Raw genomic sequence first — 21,112 nt, forward strand, 5'->3', positions numbered from 1 at the left:
GGCGCCGGGCTCGACGTGCGTCGAGCCCGGCGCTCGTGCTGGTAGCAGGGTCACTCGGCGACGGAGATGCCTTGTGCCTTGAGCGACTCGACGGTCTTGTCCTGGGCAGACTTGGTGGCGTCGTCCAAGGTGGCGTTGCCGGACAGGGCGCTCACGATGCCGTCCTTGAGAGCTCCGTAGGTGTCGGTCATCGTGGGGCCCCACTCGAAGCTGTCGTCGACGCCGCCACTGGCGCTCTTGAAGACGTCGAAGATCTTCTGGTCCCCGTAGAAGGGGACGCCCTTCTGGAGGGCCGGCAGGTCGAGGCCGGCGGTCGCCGCCGGGTAGAGCCCACCCAGCTCGTTCTCCAGGGTCAGGGCCTCCGGGTCGGTGTTGAGCCAGATGGCGAACTTCGCCGCCTCGGCGGGGTGCTCGCTGCTGCTGAAGACGGCGGTGGAGGAACCGCCCCAGTTGCCCGCAGCCTGGTCGCCCGCGGTGAACTGAGGCATGGGAGCAACCGCCCACTTGCCACTCGTCGCCGGGGCGTTGTCGCGGATGGTGCTGTAGCCCCAGGCGGCACTGATCCAGCTGACCACCTCGCCGTCGTTCCACGACTTGTAGAGCTCGGTCGAGAACCCCTGGAGGTTGGTGGCGACCAGCTTCTTGTCGATCAGGTCCTGCCAGTACGAGTTGACCTGGTCGACCTGGGAGTTCGGCGAGATGGTGACCGACACGCTGTCACCGCTGGTGTCGAACAGCTGGGCCCCGGCCTGCCAGAACAGCCCGGTGTACCAGTTGGGGTCGCTCTGGGAGAAGAACGTGATGTAGCGCTTCGGGTCGTCCGCGTGGATCTTGGCGGCGGCCTGCGCGTACTCGTCCCAGGTGGTGGGCGCCTTGAGACCCAGCTTGTCGAAGATGTCCTTGCGGTAGAAGAGAGCCATCGGTCCGCTGTCCTGCGGGATCGCGAAGACGCCGTCGCTGCTGTTGAAGTCGACCTGGCTCCACGTCCACGGGACGAACTTGCTCTCGGCGTCCGACACACCCGGACAGGACGCGATGTTCGCCAGCCCGTCTTGGAGTCGGAAGTTGGGCAGGGTGTCGTACTCGATCTGCCCCAGGTCCGGCGCCGTGCCGGCCTTCAGGCCGTTGGTGAAGTTCTGGTAGGTCCCGGAGTTGCCGGCGGCCACCGTGTTGACCTTCACCTGGATGTCGGGGTTCTGCTTGTTCCAGACGTCGACGACCTTGTCCATGCCGGGCACCCAGGTGGAGAACGTCAGGTTGACCTTCCCACCGCTCGGCTCGCACGAGCTGGACGAACCGCCGGAGCCACCCGAGCCGCCGTCGTCGCCCGACGAGCCGCACGCGGAGAGGCCCAGGGCGAGAACTGTCGCGGACGAGGCCGCGAGCAGGGTTAGACGAGATGTGCGCATGCGTTTCATGCCCTTCTCCTGTTGCCGGACCGGCCTCGTGCCGATCGACTCTGCCCGGCCCCCCGCGTCGGGCGTGAACTGGGTCACAGATTTATGCATGCGCATGCAAAAGTCAAGAGCCCGGACATGTCCATGCCCGCCGACGGGATCCGGACCAGGCCGGCCACACCCCCGCGCTGCCGCCGCCGGTGCTCGCTGTCGACCCCCTGTCCAGAACTGGTGCCGCACCGACAGCCAGCGACAGCCGCACGACAGGTCAGGACCCCAGGGTCGAGCCGACCGATCGGCGGCACGACCCGAAATCCGCTGGCGCCAGAACCGCAGCGGCCTCAGGCTGATGTGTCGATCCCGGCGGTCAGGCTCACATCGCGGCGTCTGGCTGTGGCGCGGAAGGAGCGAGAGATGAACACGACCTCCCCGGTCGCGGTGGCAACGGCCGTGCCCAACACCGGCGACACTGCTGCATCCGAGCGGCTGATCGACATGCTCGGGCTGACGCCGGACGAGTTCGCCGTCTACCGGCTCATCGTCGGCGTCGGCGCCATCACCCCCGAGGGGCTGCAGTCCGCCCTGGAACTGACCACGGACCAGGTCGCCTCCGCCATCCGGCGACTCACCACGAGTGGCCTGGTGCGGTCCGGCCACGGGCAGGTGCTGGCCGTCGACCCGGCGACCGCGCTCCGCCCGCGGCTGGCCGAGCTGACGACGGCGGCACAGGCCCTGTCGACGTTGACCTCGCAGCTCAGTGAGGACTTCTACGCGTCGCGACGACGCCAGGAGCCGGTCCGGCTGCTGGAGGTGATCACCGGAAGCACGACACTGCGCGGCACCCTCGAGGCTGTGCAGCAGCAGGCGCGGCACGAGATGCTCTGGCTGTGCAAGGCCAACGCAGTCGCGCTGCCCAGCGAGGCCAACACCGCAGAGCTCCGCGCGCTGGACCGGGGGGTGCCCTACCGGGTGATCTACGAACGGCCACTGCTGACCGAGCCCGGCATGGTGGCGAACATCGCGGCCGGCATCGAGCGGGGGGAACAGGCGCGGGTGCTGCCGTCGCTGCCGGTGCGATTGGCGGTCGCTGACCGCTCCACCGCGGTGCTTCCGCTGACCACGACGGTGGCTCGCGGCCAGGAACCGACGGCGGCGGTCGTGCACGACAGCGTCCTCTGCCAGGTGCTCGTGGCGTTGTTCGAGGAGCTGTGGGAACGCGCCACGCCGCTGGGCCGGATCTCGGCGACCGACGTGACGGAGGGCCCGGACCTGCTCGACCTGCACCCGGAGGACAGGTACCTGCTGTCGCTGGTGGTCTCCGGGGTGCCCGACAAGGCCATCGCATCCCAGCTGGGGGTCTCGCTGCGGACCGTGCAGCGGCGGGTCTCGACGCTCATGGTGTCCATGAACGTCGAGACCCGCGTCGAGCTGGCCTACTTGCTGGGGCGCCGCCGGGCGCTGTCGTGACCTACCGCAGCCGCACGGCGTCGACGACCGTCTGACGCACCTGGCGGCCGTCGCGGGCGGTCGCGACCAGCTTCAGGGACACGGCGCGCGCCTTCCCGACGGGCAGCAGCGCCTTCCACCCGCTGCCAGACAGTCGCGTCGCGGGCACCCGGGCCCACGTCGTCCCATGGTCCCTCGACATCTTCACGACCACCGTGTCCACCCGGGCGGCCCTGGTGCGCTGATCGCGGAAGTCCAGGCCGAGCCGGACCTCCGGCTTCCCGGTCCCGCCGGTGCGGACCTGGCCGACCCGGTAGTCGACCTGCAGCATCGGCAACGCCTCGGCGCCGGTGCCCGCGGGCGCCCGCGACGAGAACCGCCACTCCGTGCTCGTCCGGGTCGCGGAGGTCCACTCCTCGTCCGAGCGCGTCGTGGTGAGCCGGACCCGGTAGGCAGCCCCGGTCGGGGTGGTGGGCAGGTCGAGTCGGCCGGAGTCCGCCTGGCCGAGCAGCACGCCGTCACGCCGCACGGCGAGGTGGGCGGTCTCCCCGGGCCACCCCCACCGCAGCGAGCCCCAGTGGTGGCCGGCGTCGACGAACGCAGGGATGTCAAACGACAGCGCCGTGGCCGTACGGGTGGACACGGGAGCACCCGGCGTGCCCGGGGCGGCCGGCCGGACGACCGGCGTGAACCAGGACTCAGCACCGGTGCCCGCGGCGTACTTCTGCACGGGGCCGACCAGGCCGGTCGCGACCGGGCTCATGTCGTCCCAGAAGTACTCATGGTCGACGCGGTGCTGCCACAGCGAGTCGCCGGCGCTGACCCACTCGGAGCGGACCTTCCGCGTCTGCACGAATCGCTGGGTGTCGTTCCAGGCGTAGTGCTGCCACGGACGCCAGCCGAACCGTTGCTCCTTCTCCCACGGGAAGCCACCCATGTGTCCGTAGTCCACCTTCAGCCGCGCGGAGTCGGCCGACGTCACCTCGTGGACGATCCGGTCCGGGACCACGCCGTCGTTCACGGTCAGCACGTCGTACAGGTAGGGGCTCGAGGTCTCCAGCGCCAGGCTCAGCTTCGAGACCCCGGACCTGGCCTTCGCGAGCAGCTCCTGGCCGTCATCGTGGGCGACCACCATCGCCGGGATCGGCAGCCGGTCGCCGACCGGGCGCCACACCGTCCAGGCGCTGAAGTCCGCCGGCCGCACGATCAGCAGCGCGGCCACACCGGCGTCCGCCGCCGCCTCGATCTGCTGCGACTCCGAGACCTCGGGATCGCTCTCCACGACCACGGCCTTCCCGGCCAGGTCGTCGAGCTCGGCCGGTGTCCCGGTGCCGCCGTAGGCCAGCGGCAGCCTCTTCGTGCCCGGGAACGTCGGCGAGGTGTGCAGCAGGTTGATGTCCCAGTCGCCGTGGACGCCATCGACCGCGGCGGCGACCATGGGCGCGACCAGCTGCCAGCGCGAAGCGAACTCGAACTCACCGCCGTCCAGCGGCCGCGTCGGCGACACGTTGATCTGCTGGACGGTGCTGAAGTGCATCACCCCCTGGTCGACCTGGCGACCGCCGGGCATGACCCGGTGGGCGTAGTAGCTGAGGATGCCCTGCTGCTCGGCCGGCTTCGGTGTCTCCACCTGGATCGGGTTGCCGTCCCGTGCGTCGAGCACCACGGTCATGTCGCCCTGGACCTCGAGCTCGGGGTCGACGAGGTAGGTGACCTGCTCGTCGAGCGGTGCGCCGTGCTCCATGAGCGCGGTCATGATGTAGGTGTCGGCCTGCACGTCGAGGGTGACGCTGCCGACCTGGTAGTGGATGAAGCTGATCTGGTCCGGCGTCGTGCCGCTGCCGAACAGGGTGAGGCTGGGTACGCCGGACATCCCGCCGTCGATGCCGACGCCCTTGAACGTGACCTGGTACGTCGGTGGCTGGACCCCGGCACCCAGGGCGGTCGAGATCTTGAGACCGTCAGGACCCGTGGCCGTCAGGTAGCCGGCGTTCCGGCCGCGGCCGAGCTCGGCCGGGTCGACGTCGATCCGCACGGTCGCCTTCGTGCCGGCGGGGAGGAACACGCTGTCGCGCTGCAGCGACACCGCATCGTTCTCGCTCCCACCGGTCTGCAGGTTCGTGACGTCCAGGGCCAGGTCGAGGGTGATGTCCTCCTCGGAGGTGTTCACGTAGTCGGTCTCCACGACGACCGGCTCGGTGTCGGTGCCCTCGATGAACATGCCGAGGTCGACGACGCCCGCGCCGAACACCGGCTCGCTGATCGCCCGGTCGACGCGCACCATCCCGTTGCCCTGCTGGAACGGGTGCAGGTCGGGGTTGCGCACGGCGCTGCTGACCAGCGCGGACTTGATCTGGCGACCCGTCCAGCTCGGGTGCTGCTGGGCCAGGATCGCGGCCGCCCCGGCGACGTGCGGTGTCGCCATCGACGTGCCCGAGGCGCGGGTGTAGTGGTCATCGACCGGCTCGCCCAGCCACGTGTGGAACGCCCGGGGGGCCACGATGCCGACTCCCGGAGCGGTGATCTCCGGCTTGACCGCGAGGTCGCCGGAACGCGGTCCACGGCTGGAGAACGGCGCCAAGGAGCCGTCGCGGTCCACCGCGCCGACGGTCAGCGCCTCGGAGGCGACGCCGGGACTGCCGATCGACTCGTCCATGCCCTCGTTGCCGGCGGCGACGACGAACAGGGTGCCGGTGTCCTTGGAGAGTTGGTCCAGCGCCTCGCTCAGCGGGTCGGTGCCGTCGCTGCCGGTGCCCCCGCCCAGGCTCATGTTCACGACGTCGGCCCCGTTGTCCGCGGCCCACTCCATGCCCTCGATGACCCACGACTCCTGGCCGAAGCCCCAGTCGTCGAGGACCTTGCCGGCGAAGAGCCGCGCTCCCGAGGCGACACCACGCCGGCTGCCGTCCGAGGCGGCGCCGGTGCCGAGGACGATGCCGGCGACATGCGTACCGTGACCGAACCCGTCCTGGACGCTGCCACTGCCGGTGAAGTCCTGGGTGAGCGCGATCTGGGCGGCCAGGTCGGGGTGGTCCAGGTCGACACCCGTGTCGAGCACCGCCACGTCCACCCCGGTGCCGTCGAGGCCCCGGTCCCACGCGGTCGGTGCACCGATCTGGCCGGTGCTCTGGTCGAGCACGGCGTGCACCCGGCCGTCCAGCCACACCCGCGCGACGCCGCCGTCGAAGGCAGCGGCGACCCCCGGAGCATCGGTGGCGATGGTCTTCCAGAGGTCGTCGAGGCGGTCGTGCCGGACGCTCAGGGCGCCACCGTCGACGCTCGCCAGGGCGTGCGTGCGCGTGACACCCGGATCCCGCAACGCGGTGCGGGGGCCCTCGCCGTACTCCACGATGAGCGGCAGGTCGGCGCGGTCCTCGTCGCCATAGCCGTCCTCGAGGAGGCGGGAGACCGCGAACAGGTCCGGGTCCAACCGACCCGAGCTGAGGTAGGGGACGGCGTCCGCGGGGATGACGCGCAGATCACCGTCGACCTCGAAGGTCTGGAACGTGACGCGGTCGCGGCCTGGCCCTGGGTCGACCGAGGCCGCGTACCGACCGCGTCCGGCTGACGCCACGGTGACGACGTCACCGGTGATCAGGGTGACCGTGTCCCCATCGCCGGCCGAGGCGCCGGACGGGGGTGCGGAGGTCGGGATGGACCCGGGGGGCGACGCCTGGGCGGCGTCGCCTCCCGGCGGGAGGGTCGCGAGGACGGCCGCCGCGAGGGCGAGGGCCAGGACCTTGCGTGGGTGCCGGGGCATGCGGGGGTTCCTTTCGTTGCGGAGCGGAACAAGCCTGCGACCCGGTCAGGTCCTGCGGCAGTGGCGTCAGGGTTCACAGATGCGACATGTCGTGACTGCGACAGCCGGTCGCGGTCAGCGCAGCGCGACTACGGGGGCACCCCTGGGCACCCGGCTCAGTGGGCGGCGAGCCACCCGCTCAACCGGTCGTGCATCGAGGCGCTGGCCTCGTCGAGGCCGCAGATCTCCACGCTCTTGCCCCGCGAGGCGTACTTGGTGGTGATGCCGTCGAGGGCGGCCACGGTCGAGGCGTCCCACACGTGCGAGGCGGTCAGGTCGACGACGACACGCTCGGGGTCGCCGGCGTAGCCGAACTGGCTGTAGCGGTCGTTGCGCCACTACGACGAGATCGGCCTGCTCCGTCCCTCCGGCCGCACCGACGGCGGGTTCCGCCTGTACGCCGAGGCCGACGTCGAGCGCCTCTTCGTGATCCGCCGGATGAAGCCGCTCGGGTTCAGCCTCGAGGAGATGGCCGAGGTGATGGACGTGCTGGAGACCCTCCACCCGGCCGACGGCTCACCGCGTGACGGCGGCGGTCCGGCGTACGACGCCGCCGCCGCACGGCTGCTCGAGGTGCTCGACCAGGCCCGCGAGCGGCGCGAGAGGCTGCGCCGCCAGCTCGACATGGCCGACGAGTTCATCGGCCTGCTGACCGAGCAGCTGGAACCCGGCTCGGCGCCGGACGGGGCCTAGCCCGGCCCGTACGCCTCGAGGAACCGGTCCCGGAAGCCGTCCATCGGCCACACCGGGGCGTCCGGGTGCGGCCGCAGGCCGTCCTGCCACCCCCACCCCGAGATCCGCTCCAGCACCGCCGGGTCGTGGGCGACCACGCTGACCGGGACGTCGTGGCCGGGGTCGGGTCCGGTGACGTAGGAGTGCGGCTGGTGGTCACCGAGGACGACCAGCACCAGGTCCGGGTCGGGGTGGGCGCGGACCCACGAGACGAGGGTGCCCAGGGAGTACTCGATCGACCGGCCGTACGCCGCCCGCACCGCCTCCGGGTCGCGGAAGACCTCCTCGGGTGGGGCACCCCGCTCGGGCATGCCGTCGAAGACCGACCCGTCCCCCACCTCCTGCCACGGCACCGGATGCGGTAGCGGCGTCCACGGGTGGTGGCTCGAGACCAGGTCGATCTCGGCCATGACCGGTCGCCGGCCCGCCGGGGCGAGCTCGCGGCGCCGGAACGCCGCGAGGGTGTACTGGTCCGGCATGCTCGCGTAGCTGAACGACGGCCCCGCGTAGCCGACGTTGCGCGCGTCGTACATCGCGTCGTAGCCGTAGAAGCGCGCACCCTCGGGCCAGTCCCGCGTGTCGGCGGGCACGTCCGAGACGGTGCGCCAGCCGGCCCGCTCGAAGGCGCTGGTGAGCGTCAGCCGGTCCGAGGAGAGCAGCTGGTCGTAGCGCTGCTGGCTGTCCACCCACAGCCCGGACTGGAGGCTGGAGTGCGCCAGCCAGCTCGCAGCCCCGAAGGTCGGTGAGGTCAGGAAGGCGCTCCGGGCCGAGAAGCCGGCCCGCGCCAGCCGGCGGGTACCTGCGTCCAGCACCCGGTCGACGCCCGGTGAGAACGACGAGTCCTGCACCGCGACCCGGCCGTAGCTCTCCACGAAGACCAGCAGCACGTCCTTGCCGCGCAGGCCGGTCAGCAGCCGGTCCCCCGGGGTGCTGCGGAACCGGTCGCTGCCGATGTCGGCGGCGAACACCTGCCGGTCGTGGAGGTCGGCCCGCACCCGACCCACCTCGTCGACGGCGAGCGCGGCTGCGCTGGTCGACGCGACCGGGCCTCCCGGGGCGACCTGGACGCCCGCGACCGCGCACAGCACCCACGTCACCCCGAGCACCACGAGGGCCCGGGCCGACCGGTCCCGGTGCGCCGCCACCACGCTGGTGGAGCGCAGCACCGCCCAGGGCACGAGGACGAGCACCGCGACCACGGCCAGCACGACCGCCGCCGCTGTTGCCTGGGCGCCCGCCCGACCGACCGAGTCGCCGAGGACGCCGTACCCGGGCCCGAGGTAGGTCCAGTCGGCGAGCGGGTCGAACGGCCGGTCCAGGACGGCGTGGAACCCCATGTCGAGGGCCTTGACGAGGACCAGCGCGGCGAGCGTCACGCCGGCGACCAGCGCCGTCGTACGCCGTGCCCACGGCGCCAGGACCAGGGCCAGGCCCAGCACCACCAGGCCCTCGAGCGGGATCCGCACGAAGGCGGCGGGCGTCAGCCGGGTCGCCTCGTTCGGCAGCACCAGGGCCAGCCACACCACCAGGCCGGCCAGCACCGTCGCGGCCTTCGACACCACCGGCCGGACCGGCCGGGACTCACGGGGCGCCGGGCCCGCGGAGGCACGCCACAGGTCGACGACCTCCCGGCCGAACGACTCGGCCAGCAGCGCCAGCGCGACCAGCAGCAGGACGGCGGCGAGCGCGGACGGGAGGAGCCCGGACGCCACCACGGTGAGGACGACGCCCTGCAGGGCGGCCACCACCTTGCACCAGTGACGCGGCGGCAGCGTCCCGCGCAGCCGCGGCAGCACCCGGCGGGCGGCGACGAAGAGGTACCTCGCGGCGCCGATCGCGAGCACCCACCACCACCCGGTCGTCCGCGCGACGTACACCGAGAGCACCAGGATCAGGAACGCGTCGGTCTCCATGTCGAAGCGGGCACCGAACGCAGAGGCGGTCCCGGTCCGGCGGGCGACGTGGCCGTCCACCGCGTCCAGCACGAGGGCGACCGAGGCGAGCGCCACCAGCCAGCCCACGAGCGCCGCCGGCAGCGGACCACGCGTGCTGGCCACCACGACCAGGACCGCGACGGCCACCGCGAGGACCGCCCGGACCAGCGTCACCCGGTCGGCCGGCCCCAGGACGCGACCGGGCCGGGTCCTCGCTGCTGTCTGAACCGCCACCACTGTTCCTCCGTGCCGTCGGGTACCAGAGTGGTACGCACACAACGACCCCGTGGTTCAAACCCGCGACGAGAGGTGGTCCCGTGGCCGACGAGGCGCACGCGTTCTGGGTGACCGAGCCCGGCCGTGGCGAGATCCGGGCCGTCCCGCTGCCCCCGCGCGGTCACGACGACCTGCTCGTGCGGACGGTGCGCAGCGCGGTCAGCCGCGGCACCGAGACGCTCGTGTTCCGCGGCGCCGTGCCACCCGACCAGCGGGCCGCGATGCGGGCCCCCTTCCAGGAGGGCGAGTTCCCGGGTCCGGTGAAGTACGGCTACCTCAACGTCGGCACCGTCGAGGAGGGTCCTCCCGACCTGCGGGGCCGCACGGTGTTCTGCCTCCACCCCCACCAGACCCGGTACGTCGTGCCCTCCGGCGCCGTGGCGGTCGTCCCCGAGGATGTGCCGCCGTCGCGTGCTGTGCTCGCCGGCACCCTGGAGACGGCCGTCAACGCGCTGTGGGACCACCCTCCGCTGGTGGGCGACCGGGTGACCGTCGTGGGCGCGGGCATGGTCGGCTGCTGCGTCGCCCGGCTGCTCGCGCGCCACCCCGGCGTCGAGGTCCAGCTGGTCGACGTCGACGCCGACCGTGCGCGGACCGCCTCCGCCCTGGGTGCCGGGTTCGCGCTGCCGCCCGACGCCGAGGGGGGCCGCGACCTGGTGGTGCACACCAGTGCCACCTCCGCGGGGCTCCAGCTCTCCCTCGACCTGCTGGTCACCGACGGCGTCGTGCTGGACCTGAGCTGGTACGGCGACCTGCAGACCCGCCTCTGCCTCGGCGGGCAGTTCCACTCCCGACGGCTCACCATCCGGTCCAGCCAGGTGGGCACGGTGGCGCCCTCGAGGAGCGCGCGTCGTACGCGGGCGCAGCGACTCGGGATCGCGCTGGGCCTGCTGCGCGACCCGGCCTACGACGCCCTGCTCACCGGCACGTCGCACTTCACCGAGCTCCCGGACCTGATGGCCGGGCTCACGGCCGGGACCGTCCCGGGGATCTGCCACACGATCAGCTACGAGGAGGGGTGAGAGCCGTGTTCACCGTGACGGTCCGCGACCACGTGATGGTCGCCCACAGCCTGCGCGGGGAGGTCTTCGGGCCGGCCCAGCGGCTGCACGGCGCGACGTACGTCGTCGACGCCGCCTTCGCCCGTCCCGACCTCGACGAGGACGGGATCGTGGTCGACATCGGTCGTGCGACGCAGGCGCTCCGAGAGGTGCTGGCCGCCCTGGGCTACCGCAACCTGGACGACGAGGCCGAGCTCGCCGGGGTCAACACCACCACGGAGGTGCTGGCCCGGCTGGTCGCCGACCGGCTGGCCGAGCGGGTGCACGCCGGCGAGCTGGGCGAGGCGGCCCGCGGCGTGACCGGGCTGACGGTGACGCTGCACGAGTCGCACGTGGCGTGGGCGAGCTACCAGCGAGCTTTGTGAGCGCGGTGGACGTCCGCCGCGCCGTGCACGTCGTGGTCCCGGAGGGGATCGACGACCCGACCCGGCCCAGCGGCGGCAACACCTACGACCGGCGGGTCTGCGACGGGCTGGGGGCCCTCGGGTGGACGGTGCGCGAGCTGCGCGTGCCCGGCACCTGGCCGCGGCCCGACCAGGTCGCACGCGACGCCCTGGCCGACCTGCTGGCCGGCGTCCCGGACGGCGAGGTGGTGCTCGCCGACGGGCTGGTCGCGTGCGCGGCGCCGGAGTCCCTGCCGGCCGCGGCGACCCGGCTCCGCCTCGTCGTGCTCGTGCACCTGCCGCTCGGTCTCGGGTCCCCCGCGGCGTCTGTGCGGGCAGCCGAGCGGGCGGTGCTGACGAGCGCCGACCTCGTCGTCACGACCAGCGCCTGGACCCGCCGCTGGCTGCTCGAGCACGAGGGGCTGGCGGCAGCGCGGGTCCGGGTGGTCTCCCCCGGCGCCGACGTCGGCGTTGCCGCTCCCGGGTCCGCCCGGGGCGGGCGGCTGCTCTGCGTGGGGGCGGTGACGTCCGTCAAGGGGCACGACGTCCTGCTGCAGGCCCTGGGCCGGACCGCCGACCTGCCGTGGTGCTGCCTCTGCGTCGGCGCGCTCGACCTGGACCCGGGCTTCGTCGACCGGCTCTCCCACCAGGTCCGCGAGCTCGGTCTGGGCGACCGCGTGCACCTCGCCGGGCCCCGCACCGGGCCGGCGCTCGAGGACGCCTTCGCCCGGACGGACCTGCTGGTCCTGCCCTCCCGGACCGAGACGTGGGGCATGGTCGTGACCGAGGCGCTGGCGCACGGGATCCCGGTCCTCGCGGCCGACGTCGGCGGGGTGTCCGAGGCGCTGGGCGGGGGCGAGGACGCACCGGCCGGGCTCCTGGTCCCCCCGGACGACCCGGCGGCCCTGGCCGACGCGCTGCGCTGCTGGCTCGGCGACGACCGGCTGCGCGCCGCGCTCCGCGACGCCGCCGTACGACGCCGCGCGCAGCTGCCCGGCTGGGCGGACGTGTCGGCACGGATGTCCGCGGTGCTGGAGGAGGTGCGCCGATGACCTGCGCGCCGGTGAACCGGCTGCCGGCCCCCGTCGTAGGACGGGGCATGGGACGGTCAGGTGGTGACGGGCAGGCCTGGGCCCGGGTGCGCCGGGTCGCGCGGCCGGTGGCCGGCGCCGCCCTGATCGGCGTCCTGCTGGCCGAGGTCGGGATCGACCCGTTCCTGGACGGGCTGCGCCGCACCGGCTCGGCGCCCCTGGCCGCGGCCCTCGCGCTCACCGCGCTGACCACCCTGGCCTGCGCCTGGCGGTGGAGCCTGGTCGCCCGGCGGCTCGGGGTCGACGTGCCGGTCGGCACCGCCGTCGCCGCGTGCTACCGCTCCCAGTTCCTCAACGCGACGCTCCCCGGCGGGGTCCTCGGCGACGCCCACCGCGCCGTCCGCCACGGCCGCGACGCCGGCCACCTCGGCCGGGGCGTGCGCTCGGTCGTCTGGGAGCGGTGCGCCGGGCAGGCGGTCCAGGTGTCGCTGACGCTGCTGGTGCTGCTCCTGCTGCCCTCGCCGGTGCGCCGGCATGCGGTGCTGCTCGCCGTGCTGCTCGCAGTCCTGGTCGTGGTGCTGGCGGCCGCCGTGGCCCTCGGGCCGGTCGTCGGCGCGTGGCCGGCGACCACCCCGTCGCCGCTGCGCCGCACGGCCGCGGAGCTCCGGCACGTCCTGCTCGCGCGGGAGGTGCTGCCGGGCGTCGTGGTCGCCTCCACCGTCGCGGTCCTCGGCCACACCGCGGTCTTCGTCGTGGCCGTGCACGCCGCGGGCGTCACGGTCCCGCCCGACCGGGTGCTGCCGCTGGCCGGCCTGGTGCTGCTGGGCGCTGCCGTCCCGGTGAACGTCGCCGGCTGGGGCCCGCGGGAGGGGGTGGCCGCGTGGGCCTTCGCCGCCACCGGCGCGGGTGCCGAGCAGGGCGTCACGGTGGCCGTCGTCTACGGCGTGATGGCCCTGGCGGCGACGCTGCCCGGCGCTGCGCTGCTGCTCGGCCGCACCCACGGCCGACGACGGCGGGAGGCGGCGTACTCCCATGGCTGATCGTCCCTACACGGTGCTCAGCTGCGCGATGTCCCTCGACGGCTACCTCGACGACGGCTCCGACGCCCGGCTGCTGCTGTCCAACGCGGCGGACCTCGACCGCGTCGACGAGGTGCGGGCGGGCAGCGACGCGATCCTGGTCGGTGCCGCGACCGTCCGCAACGACGACCCGCGGCTCCTCGTCCGTTCACCGGTGCGCGTGCTCGAGCGGCGCGCCGCGGGGCTCCCCGAGAGCCCGAGGAAGGTGACGGTGACCCGGCGGGGCCGGCTCGACCCGTGTGCTGCGTTCTTCAGCACCGGCGAGTGCTCCAAGCTCGTCTACTGCCCCACCGGGGCGCTGGACGAGGCCCGGCGGCGGCTGGCGGCCGTCGCCACCGTCGTGGACGGTGGCCGCTGCGTCGACATGCGCGGCATCGGCGAGGACCTGCACCGTCGCGGCGTACGCCGGCTGCTGGTCGAGGGCGGCGGGTCGGTGCTGACCCAGTTCCTCACCGCCGACCTCGCCGACGAGCTGCACGTGGTCGTGGCGCCGCTCTTCGTCGGTGACCCGCGAGCGGCACGCTTCGTGGGCGACGGGCGGTTCCCGTGGCGGGACGGGCGCCGGGCCGCCCTGGTCGAGACCCGCCCGATCGGTGACGTGGTGCTGATGCGCTACGCGCTGTCGCCGCGCTTCGGCGACGGCTGAGCCGCGTCCACCTGCCGTGAACCGTCGCCTGGCGCCACCGCACGGCGTACGCTCCCCAGTGCAAGGACTTCGGGGGAAGCTGCGGTTCAGAGGTGAGCTGACGTGAGGAACGGACCCACGACGAGCGAGGTTCGGGCGCTGGAGAGCGCCCGCACCCTCGAGGACGTCGGAGCGGTGGTGCGCACGGCGGCGCGCCGGATCGCCCACGCCGACGGCGCGACCTTCGTGCTGCGCGAGGACGATCGCTGCTTCTACGCCGACGAGGACGCGATCGCCCCGCTGTGGAAGGGACAACGGTTCCCCATGTCGGAGTGCATCAGCGGCTGGGCGATGACGAACGGCCTGCCCGCGGTCGTCCCCGACATCGACGTCTCCGCGCGGATCCCGCGCGAGGCCTACCGGCCGACGTTCGTGCGCAGCCTGGTCATGGTCCCGATCGGGAACCCGGCGGTGGGCGCGATCGGCGCCTACTGGCAGGAGGTGGACGTGCCGACCGACCACGAGGTCGAGGGGCTGCAGCGCCTCGCGGCGGTGGCGGCGGGCGCGTTCGCGGGGATCGGGATCTCCGGGGCGCCGTGGGCGCCCAACTTCCGGTCGGACGACAACCCGCTGGTGCACTGACCCGTCAGCGCGACGGGTCGTCCCGGTCCGACAGCGCCGCCGTCCGGGCCGCGCGCCCACGGTGCCAGAGCACCACGCCGGCGACGACGAAGAGCAGCAGGAGCACCGCGCCCACACCGCCGAGGCTGGCCTCCACCCGCTGGTAGGACTTGCCGGCCACGAACCCCAGGACGCACACCGCGGTGCCCCAGGCGAGCGCGCCCAGCGCGTTGAAGAGCAGGAATCGGCGGTACGGCATCCCGCTCATGCCGCACAGCCCGGGGGTGACGGCGCGCAGCAGGGCGGTGAACCGCCCCGCCACCACCGTCACGCCGCCCTTGCGCTGCAGGCGGGACCGGGCCACCTCCAGCCGTGCCCGGTGGCGCCGGAGCAGCCGCGACTCCAGGAGGTGGGGGCCGGCCAGCCGACCCACCTCGTAGCCGACGCTGTCGCCCACGATCGCGGCGACCACCACCACGACCAGCAGCTCGGCGAAGGACAGGTGCCCGGCCGAGGCCAGCGCCCCGCCGAGGAGCACCGCCGTCTCCCCCGGCAGCACGAAGCCGACGAAGAGGGCCGCCTCGGCGAAGACCAGGGCCCCGATGACGGCGAGGGCCAGCGGGGCGGGGACCGACGTCAGCAGCGAGGTGACGTGCCCGACCAGGTTGCCCATCTCCGCTCCTGTCGACCGACCGCGCGGTCTCTTCTCTTCTCGACGCTACGTCCCCCGGATGAAAGCCCGGTGAAGGTCGTCGGGCGCCCCGGCGGACTCCCTCCTAGGCTCAGCGCATGACCACCGCACGGACCGTCCCCGTCACCACCGAGATGGACGGCGACGAGCTCGACGCCGAGGACGCGTGGCGGCTGGTCCGGCACCACGGGCTGCGCCGGATCGCGGTGGGCTCCTTCGTGCGGTTCCGGTACGGCGACGGGTTCACCAACAGCCGGGCGCTGGCCCTGCAGGCGTGCCTGGCGGTGGTGCCGTTCCTCCTGGCGCTGACCGGCCTGGCCGCGGACCTCGACCACGAGCGCCCGGCCCGGGTGGTCGCCGAGACGATCCAGAAGGTCTCCCCCGGCTCCGACGGCGGCGACGCGCTCGCCGGGGCGGTCGGCGGGCCGAGCACCAGCGAGGAGGCCGGCGAGCTGGCGCTGGTGCTGGGCCTGGGCTTCGCGCTGGTCTCCATGACGACCGCCATGGCCCAGGTGGAGCGCGGCTCGAACCGCATCTACGGGATCCGGCGCGACCGGCCGGCCCTGGCGAAGTACGGTCGGGCCGCGGTGCTCACCGGCGTGCTGGCCGCTCCGGTCGGCGTGGGCTTCCTGATGCTCGTCGCGGGTGGGTCCTTCGGCGAGGCGATGACCAGCCAGTACGGCTGGACCCACGACCAGCTGCTGGTCTGGCAGGTCGTCCGGTGGCCCGCCGGCATAGCCCTGCTGGTCTTCGCGATCGCGGTCCTGCTCGACCACGCGCCGCGGCGCCGTCAGCCCGCGCTGTCCTGGCTGGCCCTGGGCGCGTTCGTCTCCGTGGTCCTGACCCTGCTCGCCACCGGGGCGCTGGCGGTCTACGTCCACCTCAGCTCCTCCTTCGGCAGCACCTACGGGCCGCTGGCGGGCATCGTCGCCCTGCTGCTGTGGTCGCTGCTCTCGGCGATGGCGTTCTTCTACGGCGTCGCGGTGTGCGCCCAGCTCGAGGCGCTGCGCGCCGGGGAGCACAGCCCGGCGTACGACGACCCGGGCCGCCCGCACGGTCGCGTCGTGGGCGACTGAGCAGGCCCGCGTCAGTCGAAGCGGAGGACCTCCTCCACGGGGCGCCGTGGCGTCCTCGGCAGCTCGCCGCGGGTGATCTCCTGCCAGCCCAGCCGCACCAGCAGCTGCGGCCGACCGAGGCCCTCGAGCACGTCGCGCCGCAGCCGCTCCCGGGTCTCGGGCACCTCCGTCGGCTGGCTGAGCGGCAGCAGGGAGAGCCCGTGCCGGACCGCGGCCAGCCAGAGCGCGCTGAGCGTCTCGCCGCACCGCAACCAGGAGACCTGGTCGTCGTCGACCGTGGCCAGCGCGAGCAGCCCCTCGACGAACTCCACCTTCTCGACCTGCGGGTCGGCCATGGCTCCCTCGTGGTAGCGCGAGGGCATCGCGGGCCGGTGCGGGTTGATCTCCGGGATGCTGGACGCCGGCACGCCCTCGGGCCCCTCCGCCCGGACCCACGGCGCCACCTCCGCGGCGTACGCCGGGTCCGCGCGCTCGACCTCCTCGGCCCGGCGCAGGATCTCCTCCACGTCGGTCTGCTTGGCCGGGTCGACCAGCGAGATCACCAGCGCGCCCCACTCGCGGGCCTGCTCGGCGAGCCGGTCCAGCCGTTCGGCCGGGAGCGGCCACGAGGTGAACCGGCGCCGGTCGGTGGCGCGCGCCTGCAGCGCCTCCAGCTGCTCCTCGGCCGCGGGGACAACACGCCCCGGGGTCAGGTCCAGCGTGGCCAGCAGGTCGGGGTCGCCCGGGTCGGGACACCGCTCCACGGCGACCTCCCAGCCCAGCCCCCTGGCCGCGACCTGCCCGTGGTGGAGCGCCGCCCCGCAGCTGATGACCAGGCTCCGCCCGTCGGGGTCGGCGTGCGGGAGCTGGCGGCTGCGGTCGGCGTACAGCCGCAGGCGTGAGCCCCCCGCCCGCCACACCCAGGGCTGGGTGTTGTGGACGCTCGGCGCGCGGCAGGCCAGCTCGACGACCTCGCGGAACGGGAGGGCGGTGCGGGCAGGCCTGGGAACGGCTTCGGACCCCCTCATCCTCGTGCTCCTCGAGCGTCCATCTCGCGACTCCTCCTGCGGCAGGCCTCCGGTGACGTGCCCCCAGCAGCCTCCCGTCCGGCCGCCGGGGGCGAGCAGGGCACCAGGTCCCAGCGCGGTGGGACGAACGGACGTTTCCCGCGCCCCGCGGCGCAGTAGCGTGGCGCCATGGACGCCACCGCGTGGGACGAGAGGTACGCCGCCGCCGAGCTGGTCTGGTCGGTGACGCCCAACCAGTTCGTGGCCGCCGAGCTCGAGGGGCTGGCCCCGGGGCGCGCCGTGGACCTGGCGGCCGGCGAGGGCCGCAACGCGATCTGGCTAGCCGAGCGCGGCTGGGACGTCACGGCCGTCGACTTCTCGGAGGTCGGGCTGGCCAAGGGCCGGCGCCTCGTGGCCGATCGCGAGCTCACCGGCTCGGTGACATGGGTGTGCGCCGACGCGACCACCTGGCAGCCCGACACGGCGTACGACGTCGCGGTGGTCGCCTACCTGCAGCTCCCGGTGGACGAGCGCCGCGCGGCCGTGCGCAACGCCTTCGCCGCCCTGCGGCCCGGCGGCACGTTCCTGCTGGTCGCCCACGACTCGACCAACCTCGCCGAGGGCACCGGCGGACCCCAGGACCCGGCGGTGCTGATGACGGCCGAGGACGTGCTGGACGACCTGGCCGGCGCCGGCTTCGAGACCCTGCGGGCCGGACGCGTGGCCCGCACCGTGGCCGACGGGCACGGCGGGGACGAGTCACGCACCGCCTGGGACTGCCTCGTGAAGCTGGTGCGCACCCGCTGACCGGAGCGGCCCGTCGGCGTCGTGGAGGTGGACCGTCAGGAGCCACCGGGCTCGGCGGGTCGAGGCGGGCGGGCCTGCCGGATCACCCGCACCGCGAAGATCACGCCGCCCACGACCGTCGCGAGGACGGAGACCTCGTAGCCGACGACGAACACCCCGAGGACCAGTCCCGACGCCCACGACCGGCCGCCGTCGTCGTCCGGGGTGGCCCCGGCCCACAGCAGTGCCGCCGCGCCGAGGACCACCGCCGCCAGCGCGGTGAACCCGGCCCACCGCGGCACCGGCACGCGCGAGAGCGTCCACACGAGCGCCGCCAGCACCAGCCCGACGAGCAGGGCCATCCCGCCCTCGAGCGGGTCGAGCAGGCCCAGCGTCAGCGAGAGCACCATCGGCAGGGCGAGCACGGCAGCCCAGACCCGGCGCCGGCCCCCGAGCGGCACCACCCGCCCCGGACCGGACGGATGCACCTGCCCGCTCGTCGCCACCACGTGTCCCCTCGGCCCGGTGGGGGCTCGGTCGCTCCCACTCCCCGATCAGTCTGGGTGGTGCGGAGGCAGGTCCGTAGTGCGGAACGTCCCGGCCGGTGCGGACCTCGGGGTCAGCGAGGCTGCTGGTCGTGGTTCTCGGGCTCGGCGGCGGGCTGCTCCGGCTCGTCGCCGTACACCCCGGCGTCCTTGGCGGCCTGCGCCTTCTTCAGCTGCTTGACCAGGCTGAAACCGAGGACGACGACCGCGGCCGCGAGCATCAGGAAGATCGCGAAGGCCGTCCACCCGGCCTTGACGTCCTCGGGCTCCGGGCTCTCGTCGACGAGGCTGATGACGAAGGGCAGCACCGGGCTGAGCACGGGGCTGGCGAGGAGCGCGTCGAACGGCATGGGACCAGTCTCTCAGGCGGGGGTGTCGATGCCGGCGAACAGGTCGTCCTCCGGGGTGGTCGTGGAGACGTGACTCACCACGAGCTCGTAGTCCTCGGTCGGCCAGACCTTCTCCTGGAGCTCCCGCGGGACGGCGAACCAGAAGCCGTCGGGGTCGATCTGGGTGGCGTGCGCGAGCAGCGCCTGGTCGCGGACCCCGAAGTACTCGCCGCAGGGAACCCGCGTGGTGATGCGGGCGTCCCACTCGGGCTCCGGCTTCCACTCCTTGAGCCGCTCCTCCCAGGGCGACTCCAGCCCGTGCGCGAGCATCGCGTCGTGCAGCGCCTGCATCCGCGGGCGGTTGAAGGAGTGGTGGTAGTAGAGCTTCAGCGGCTGCCAGGGCTCACCGAGGTCGGGGTAGCGCTCCGGGTCGCCGGCCGCCTCGAACGCCGCCACGGAGATCTTGTGGCACATCACGTGGTCGGGGTGCGGGTAGCCCCCGCGCTCGTCGTACGTCGTCATGACGTGCGGCTTGAACTCGCGGATCAGCCGCACCAGCGGCGCGGCCGCCTCCTCCAGGGGCACCAGCGCGAAGCAGCCCTCGGGCAGCGGGGGCTTGGGGTCGCCCTCCGGCCAGCCGGAGTCCACGAAGCCGAGCCAGTCCTGGCGGATTCCGAGGATGTCGCGGGCGCGGTCCATCTCCTCGCGCCGGACCTCGCTGATGTTCTCGAGGATGTCGGGGCGGTCCATCTTCGGGTTGAGGATCGAGCCCCGCTCGCCGCCGGTGCAGGTGGCGACGTGCACGTCGACGCCCTCGGCGACGTACCTCGCGGTCGTCGCGGCGCCCTTGCTCGACTCGTCGTCGGGGTGGGCGTGCACGTGCATGAGACGGAGCCCGGCGCGCGGGCCGGTGCGAAGGGCGTGCGGCATGGGTCTCATCGTAGGCGGGGAGACCGCGGCCCGGTCCGCGGAGGCCACCCCCCGGGTGCGAGCATGTGGGCGTGACCACGCAGGACACCCTCGGCGACCGGTACGGCGCGCCCGCCCCCTGGCGCCGACGCGCGGTGATCGCGCTCAGCGTGGTGGTCGCCGCGGCGTTCCTCGGCTGGCTCGGCTGGACCGCGTGGGAGCACTCGACGCCGGCCGTCGACTCCGAGATGGTCGGCTACTCCGTCGAGGGCGAGCACGAGGCGACGGCGAAGGTGGAGGTCCGCCTCAAGGACGCCGACGTGGAGGCGAGCTGCCTGCTGCGGGCCTTCGCCGAGGACCACACCGTGGTCGGCGAGCTGTCGTTCACACCGGAGTACGGTGCCGACCAGCCGCTGGAGGAGACGGTGCGGACCGAGCGCCGGGCGACCTCGGTGGAGCTGATCGGGTGCACCGCCCCGGGACAGCCCAGACCGCGCTGACCTGCGTCGTCGGCCCCGACTTGTTAAACTGATCGTTCTGACTGTTCCGGGGACGGGTCCAGACGCGGGCTCGCACGCCTGGGGTCGGCCCCGTCGAGGGCGGCCCCCGGCCACCTGACCGGCCCAGCAGCACCGACGATGCGGCGGTCGATCCGCCACCCTCGAGTATTCCCAGGAGGAGTACCCATGACGCAGTCCACCGAGCAGGGCACGATCTGGCTGACCCAGGAGGCCTACGACAAGCTCAAGGCCGAGCTGGAGAACCTCAAGGGCCCCGTGCGCCAGGAGGTCATCGCCCGCATCAGCGCTGCGCGCGACGAGGGTGACCTCAAGGAGAACGGCGGCTACCACGCCGCCCGCGACGAGCAGGGCAAGGTCGAGGGCCGGATCCGCCAGCTCGAGGACATGCTCCAGCGCGCCGAGGTCGGCGAGACCCCCGAGGACGACGGCACCGTCTCCCCCGGCATGAAGGTCACCTACAAGTTCGTCGGCGACGACGACGACGAGGCCGAGACGTTCCTGCTCGGCGCCCGCGAGATCGAGGACTCCGTGGAGGGCCTGAAGGTCTACTCCCCCCAGTCCCCCCTCGGCTCGGCCATCATCGGCGCCAAGGTCGGCGACACCGTCTCCTACGAGGCCCCCAACGGCAAGACCCTCGAGGTCGTCATCGTGGGTGCGGAGCCCTACACCGGCTGACCCACCCACCGACCGCTTGGTCGAGTCGGCGCAAGCTCGTGCGAGATACGGGTCGAGTCGGCGCAAGCTCGTGCGAGCCTGCGCCGACTCGATGCCATTTCGGGCGTGCACTTGCGCCGACTCGACGTGGCCTCCGGCGTTCTGGAGGGATAGTCCGGCACGAATTCGTGGATCTGATGGCCAGAACGTGCCGGACTATCCTTCCTTGAG

The 21,112-nt window shown here is 73.4% G+C and carries 20 protein-coding genes and 1 pseudogene; 12 read left to right on the plus strand and 9 right to left on the minus strand.

What is annotated here, in order from left to right; all coding sequences use genetic code 11:
• Positions 1–50 precede the first annotated feature (50 nt).
• Positions 51–1,418, minus strand: coding sequence for an ABC transporter substrate-binding protein (locus ACFO9I_RS02770; protein WP_379177561.1), 1,368 nt, complete (start codon positions 1,416–1,418; stop codon positions 51–53).
• 393 nt (positions 1,419–1,811) lie between these two features.
• On the opposite strand from ACFO9I_RS02770, the gene ACFO9I_RS02775 reads away from it, so the two are divergent.
• A complete protein-coding gene (locus tag ACFO9I_RS02775; RefSeq protein WP_379177563.1) occupies positions 1,812–2,864 on the plus strand; it encodes a LuxR C-terminal-related transcriptional regulator in 1,053 nt (350 codons plus the stop codon).
• A gap of 1 nt (position 2,865) precedes the next feature.
• On the opposite strand, the gene ACFO9I_RS02780 is transcribed toward ACFO9I_RS02775, so the two are convergent.
• Both ACFO9I_RS02780 and ACFO9I_RS02785 read right to left on the minus strand, forming a co-directional pair.
• Positions 2,866–6,603, minus strand: a complete 3,738-nt coding sequence (locus tag ACFO9I_RS02780; RefSeq protein ID WP_379177565.1) for a S8 family serine peptidase — start codon at positions 6,601–6,603, stop codon at positions 2,866–2,868.
• 155 nt (positions 6,604–6,758) lie between these two features.
• Positions 6,759–6,926: pseudogene (locus tag ACFO9I_RS02785) on the minus strand (sodium-independent anion transporter); the annotation flags it as partial.
• A 46-nt stretch (positions 6,927–6,972) separates the two neighbouring features.
• Here ACFO9I_RS02785 and ACFO9I_RS02790 point away from each other — a divergent pair.
• Positions 6,973–7,335, plus strand: a complete 363-nt coding sequence (locus ACFO9I_RS02790) for a MerR family transcriptional regulator (RefSeq protein WP_379177567.1) — start codon at positions 6,973–6,975, stop codon at positions 7,333–7,335.
• On the opposite strand, the gene ACFO9I_RS02795 is transcribed toward ACFO9I_RS02790, so the two are convergent.
• Entirely contained in the window at positions 7,332–9,542 is a 2,211-nt protein-coding gene (locus tag ACFO9I_RS02795; RefSeq protein WP_379177569.1) for a CDP-alcohol phosphatidyltransferase family protein, read from the minus strand. The genes ACFO9I_RS02790 and ACFO9I_RS02795 overlap by 4 nt on opposite strands.
• An 83-nt stretch (positions 9,543–9,625) precedes the next feature.
• Here ACFO9I_RS02795 and ACFO9I_RS02800 point away from each other — a divergent pair, with 83 nt between their 5' ends.
• The 6 genes from ACFO9I_RS02800 to ACFO9I_RS02825 all read left to right on the plus strand — a co-directional run bounded on the left by ACFO9I_RS02800 (position 9,626) and on the right by ACFO9I_RS02825 (position 14,405).
• The gene (locus ACFO9I_RS02800) at positions 9,626–10,606 is read left to right on the plus strand and encodes a zinc-dependent alcohol dehydrogenase (protein WP_379177571.1); all 981 of its coding nucleotides are present in this window, start codon (positions 9,626–9,628) and stop codon (positions 10,604–10,606) included.
• Between the two features lie 5 nt (positions 10,607–10,611).
• Positions 10,612–11,010 carry a 6-pyruvoyl trahydropterin synthase family protein gene (locus tag ACFO9I_RS02805; RefSeq protein WP_379177573.1) on the plus strand — a complete coding sequence of 133 codons (399 nt, stop codon included), beginning with the start codon at positions 10,612–10,614 and terminating at the stop codon, positions 11,008–11,010.
• Positions 11,007–12,080 (plus strand): glycosyltransferase family 4 protein, encoded by a 1,074-nt coding sequence (locus ACFO9I_RS02810; protein ID WP_379177575.1) that lies wholly within the window; start codon positions 11,007–11,009, stop codon positions 12,078–12,080. Before ACFO9I_RS02805 ends, ACFO9I_RS02810 begins: the two co-directional genes overlap by 4 nt.
• A gap of 47 nt (positions 12,081–12,127) precedes the next feature.
• Positions 12,128–13,099, plus strand: a complete 972-nt coding sequence (locus tag ACFO9I_RS02815; protein ID WP_379177577.1) for a lysylphosphatidylglycerol synthase domain-containing protein — start codon at positions 12,128–12,130, stop codon at positions 13,097–13,099.
• A complete protein-coding gene (locus ACFO9I_RS02820; protein ID WP_379177579.1) occupies positions 13,092–13,784 on the plus strand; it encodes a RibD family protein in 693 nt (230 codons plus the stop codon). Before ACFO9I_RS02815 ends, ACFO9I_RS02820 begins: the two co-directional genes overlap by 8 nt.
• A gap of 102 nt (positions 13,785–13,886) precedes the next feature.
• Entirely contained in the window at positions 13,887–14,405 is a 519-nt protein-coding gene (locus tag ACFO9I_RS02825; RefSeq protein ID WP_379177581.1) for a GAF domain-containing protein, read from the plus strand.
• Between the two features lie 4 nt (positions 14,406–14,409).
• On the opposite strand, the gene ACFO9I_RS02830 is transcribed toward ACFO9I_RS02825, so the two are convergent.
• Positions 14,410–15,057: a DedA family protein gene (locus ACFO9I_RS02830; protein WP_379177583.1), complete on the minus strand. Its 648-nt coding sequence runs from the start codon at positions 15,055–15,057 to the stop codon at positions 14,410–14,412.
• A 116-nt stretch (positions 15,058–15,173) separates the two neighbouring features.
• Between ACFO9I_RS02830 and ACFO9I_RS02835 the strand changes: the two genes are divergently transcribed.
• Positions 15,174–16,151 (plus strand): YihY/virulence factor BrkB family protein, encoded by a 978-nt coding sequence (locus ACFO9I_RS02835; RefSeq protein ID WP_379177585.1) that lies wholly within the window; start codon positions 15,174–15,176, stop codon positions 16,149–16,151.
• 11 nt (positions 16,152–16,162) lie between these two features.
• Here ACFO9I_RS02835 and ACFO9I_RS02840 read toward each other — a convergent pair whose 3' ends face one another.
• Positions 16,163–17,158: an Acg family FMN-binding oxidoreductase gene (locus tag ACFO9I_RS02840; RefSeq protein WP_379177587.1), complete on the minus strand. Its 996-nt coding sequence runs from the start codon at positions 17,156–17,158 to the stop codon at positions 16,163–16,165.
• A 168-nt stretch (positions 17,159–17,326) separates the two neighbouring features.
• Between ACFO9I_RS02840 and ACFO9I_RS02845 the strand changes: the two genes are divergently transcribed.
• Complete coding sequence (locus tag ACFO9I_RS02845; RefSeq protein ID WP_379177589.1) at positions 17,327–17,944, plus strand: SAM-dependent methyltransferase; 618 nt, start codon at positions 17,327–17,329, stop codon at positions 17,942–17,944.
• 35 nt (positions 17,945–17,979) lie between these two features.
• On the opposite strand, the gene ACFO9I_RS02850 is transcribed toward ACFO9I_RS02845, so the two are convergent.
• The 3 genes from ACFO9I_RS02850 to mca all read right to left on the minus strand — a co-directional run bounded on the left by ACFO9I_RS02850 (position 17,980) and on the right by mca (position 19,727).
• Entirely contained in the window at positions 17,980–18,429 is a 450-nt protein-coding gene (locus ACFO9I_RS02850; RefSeq protein ID WP_379177591.1) for a hypothetical protein, read from the minus strand.
• Positions 18,430–18,542: 113 nt separating this feature from the next.
• Complete coding sequence (locus tag ACFO9I_RS02855) at positions 18,543–18,818, minus strand: hypothetical protein (RefSeq protein ID WP_379177593.1); 276 nt, start codon at positions 18,816–18,818, stop codon at positions 18,543–18,545.
• Between the two features lie 12 nt (positions 18,819–18,830).
• The gene (mca, locus tag ACFO9I_RS02860; RefSeq protein WP_379177595.1) at positions 18,831–19,727 is read right to left on the minus strand and encodes a mycothiol conjugate amidase Mca; all 897 of its coding nucleotides are present in this window, start codon (positions 19,725–19,727) and stop codon (positions 18,831–18,833) included.
• A gap of 71 nt (positions 19,728–19,798) precedes the next feature.
• Between mca and ACFO9I_RS02865 the strand changes: the two genes are divergently transcribed.
• The gene (locus ACFO9I_RS02865) at positions 19,799–20,206 is read left to right on the plus strand and encodes a DUF4307 domain-containing protein (RefSeq protein WP_379177597.1); all 408 of its coding nucleotides are present in this window, start codon (positions 19,799–19,801) and stop codon (positions 20,204–20,206) included.
• Between the two features lie 186 nt (positions 20,207–20,392).
• Positions 20,393–20,902 (plus strand): transcription elongation factor GreA, encoded by a 510-nt coding sequence (gene greA, locus ACFO9I_RS02870; RefSeq protein WP_379177599.1) that lies wholly within the window; start codon positions 20,393–20,395, stop codon positions 20,900–20,902.
• Positions 20,903–21,112 lie beyond the last annotated feature (210 nt).

Source organism: Nocardioides sp. GCM10023255 (assembly GCF_042653125.1).
Lineage (GTDB): Bacteria > Actinomycetota > Actinomycetes > Propionibacteriales > Nocardioidaceae > Nocardioides.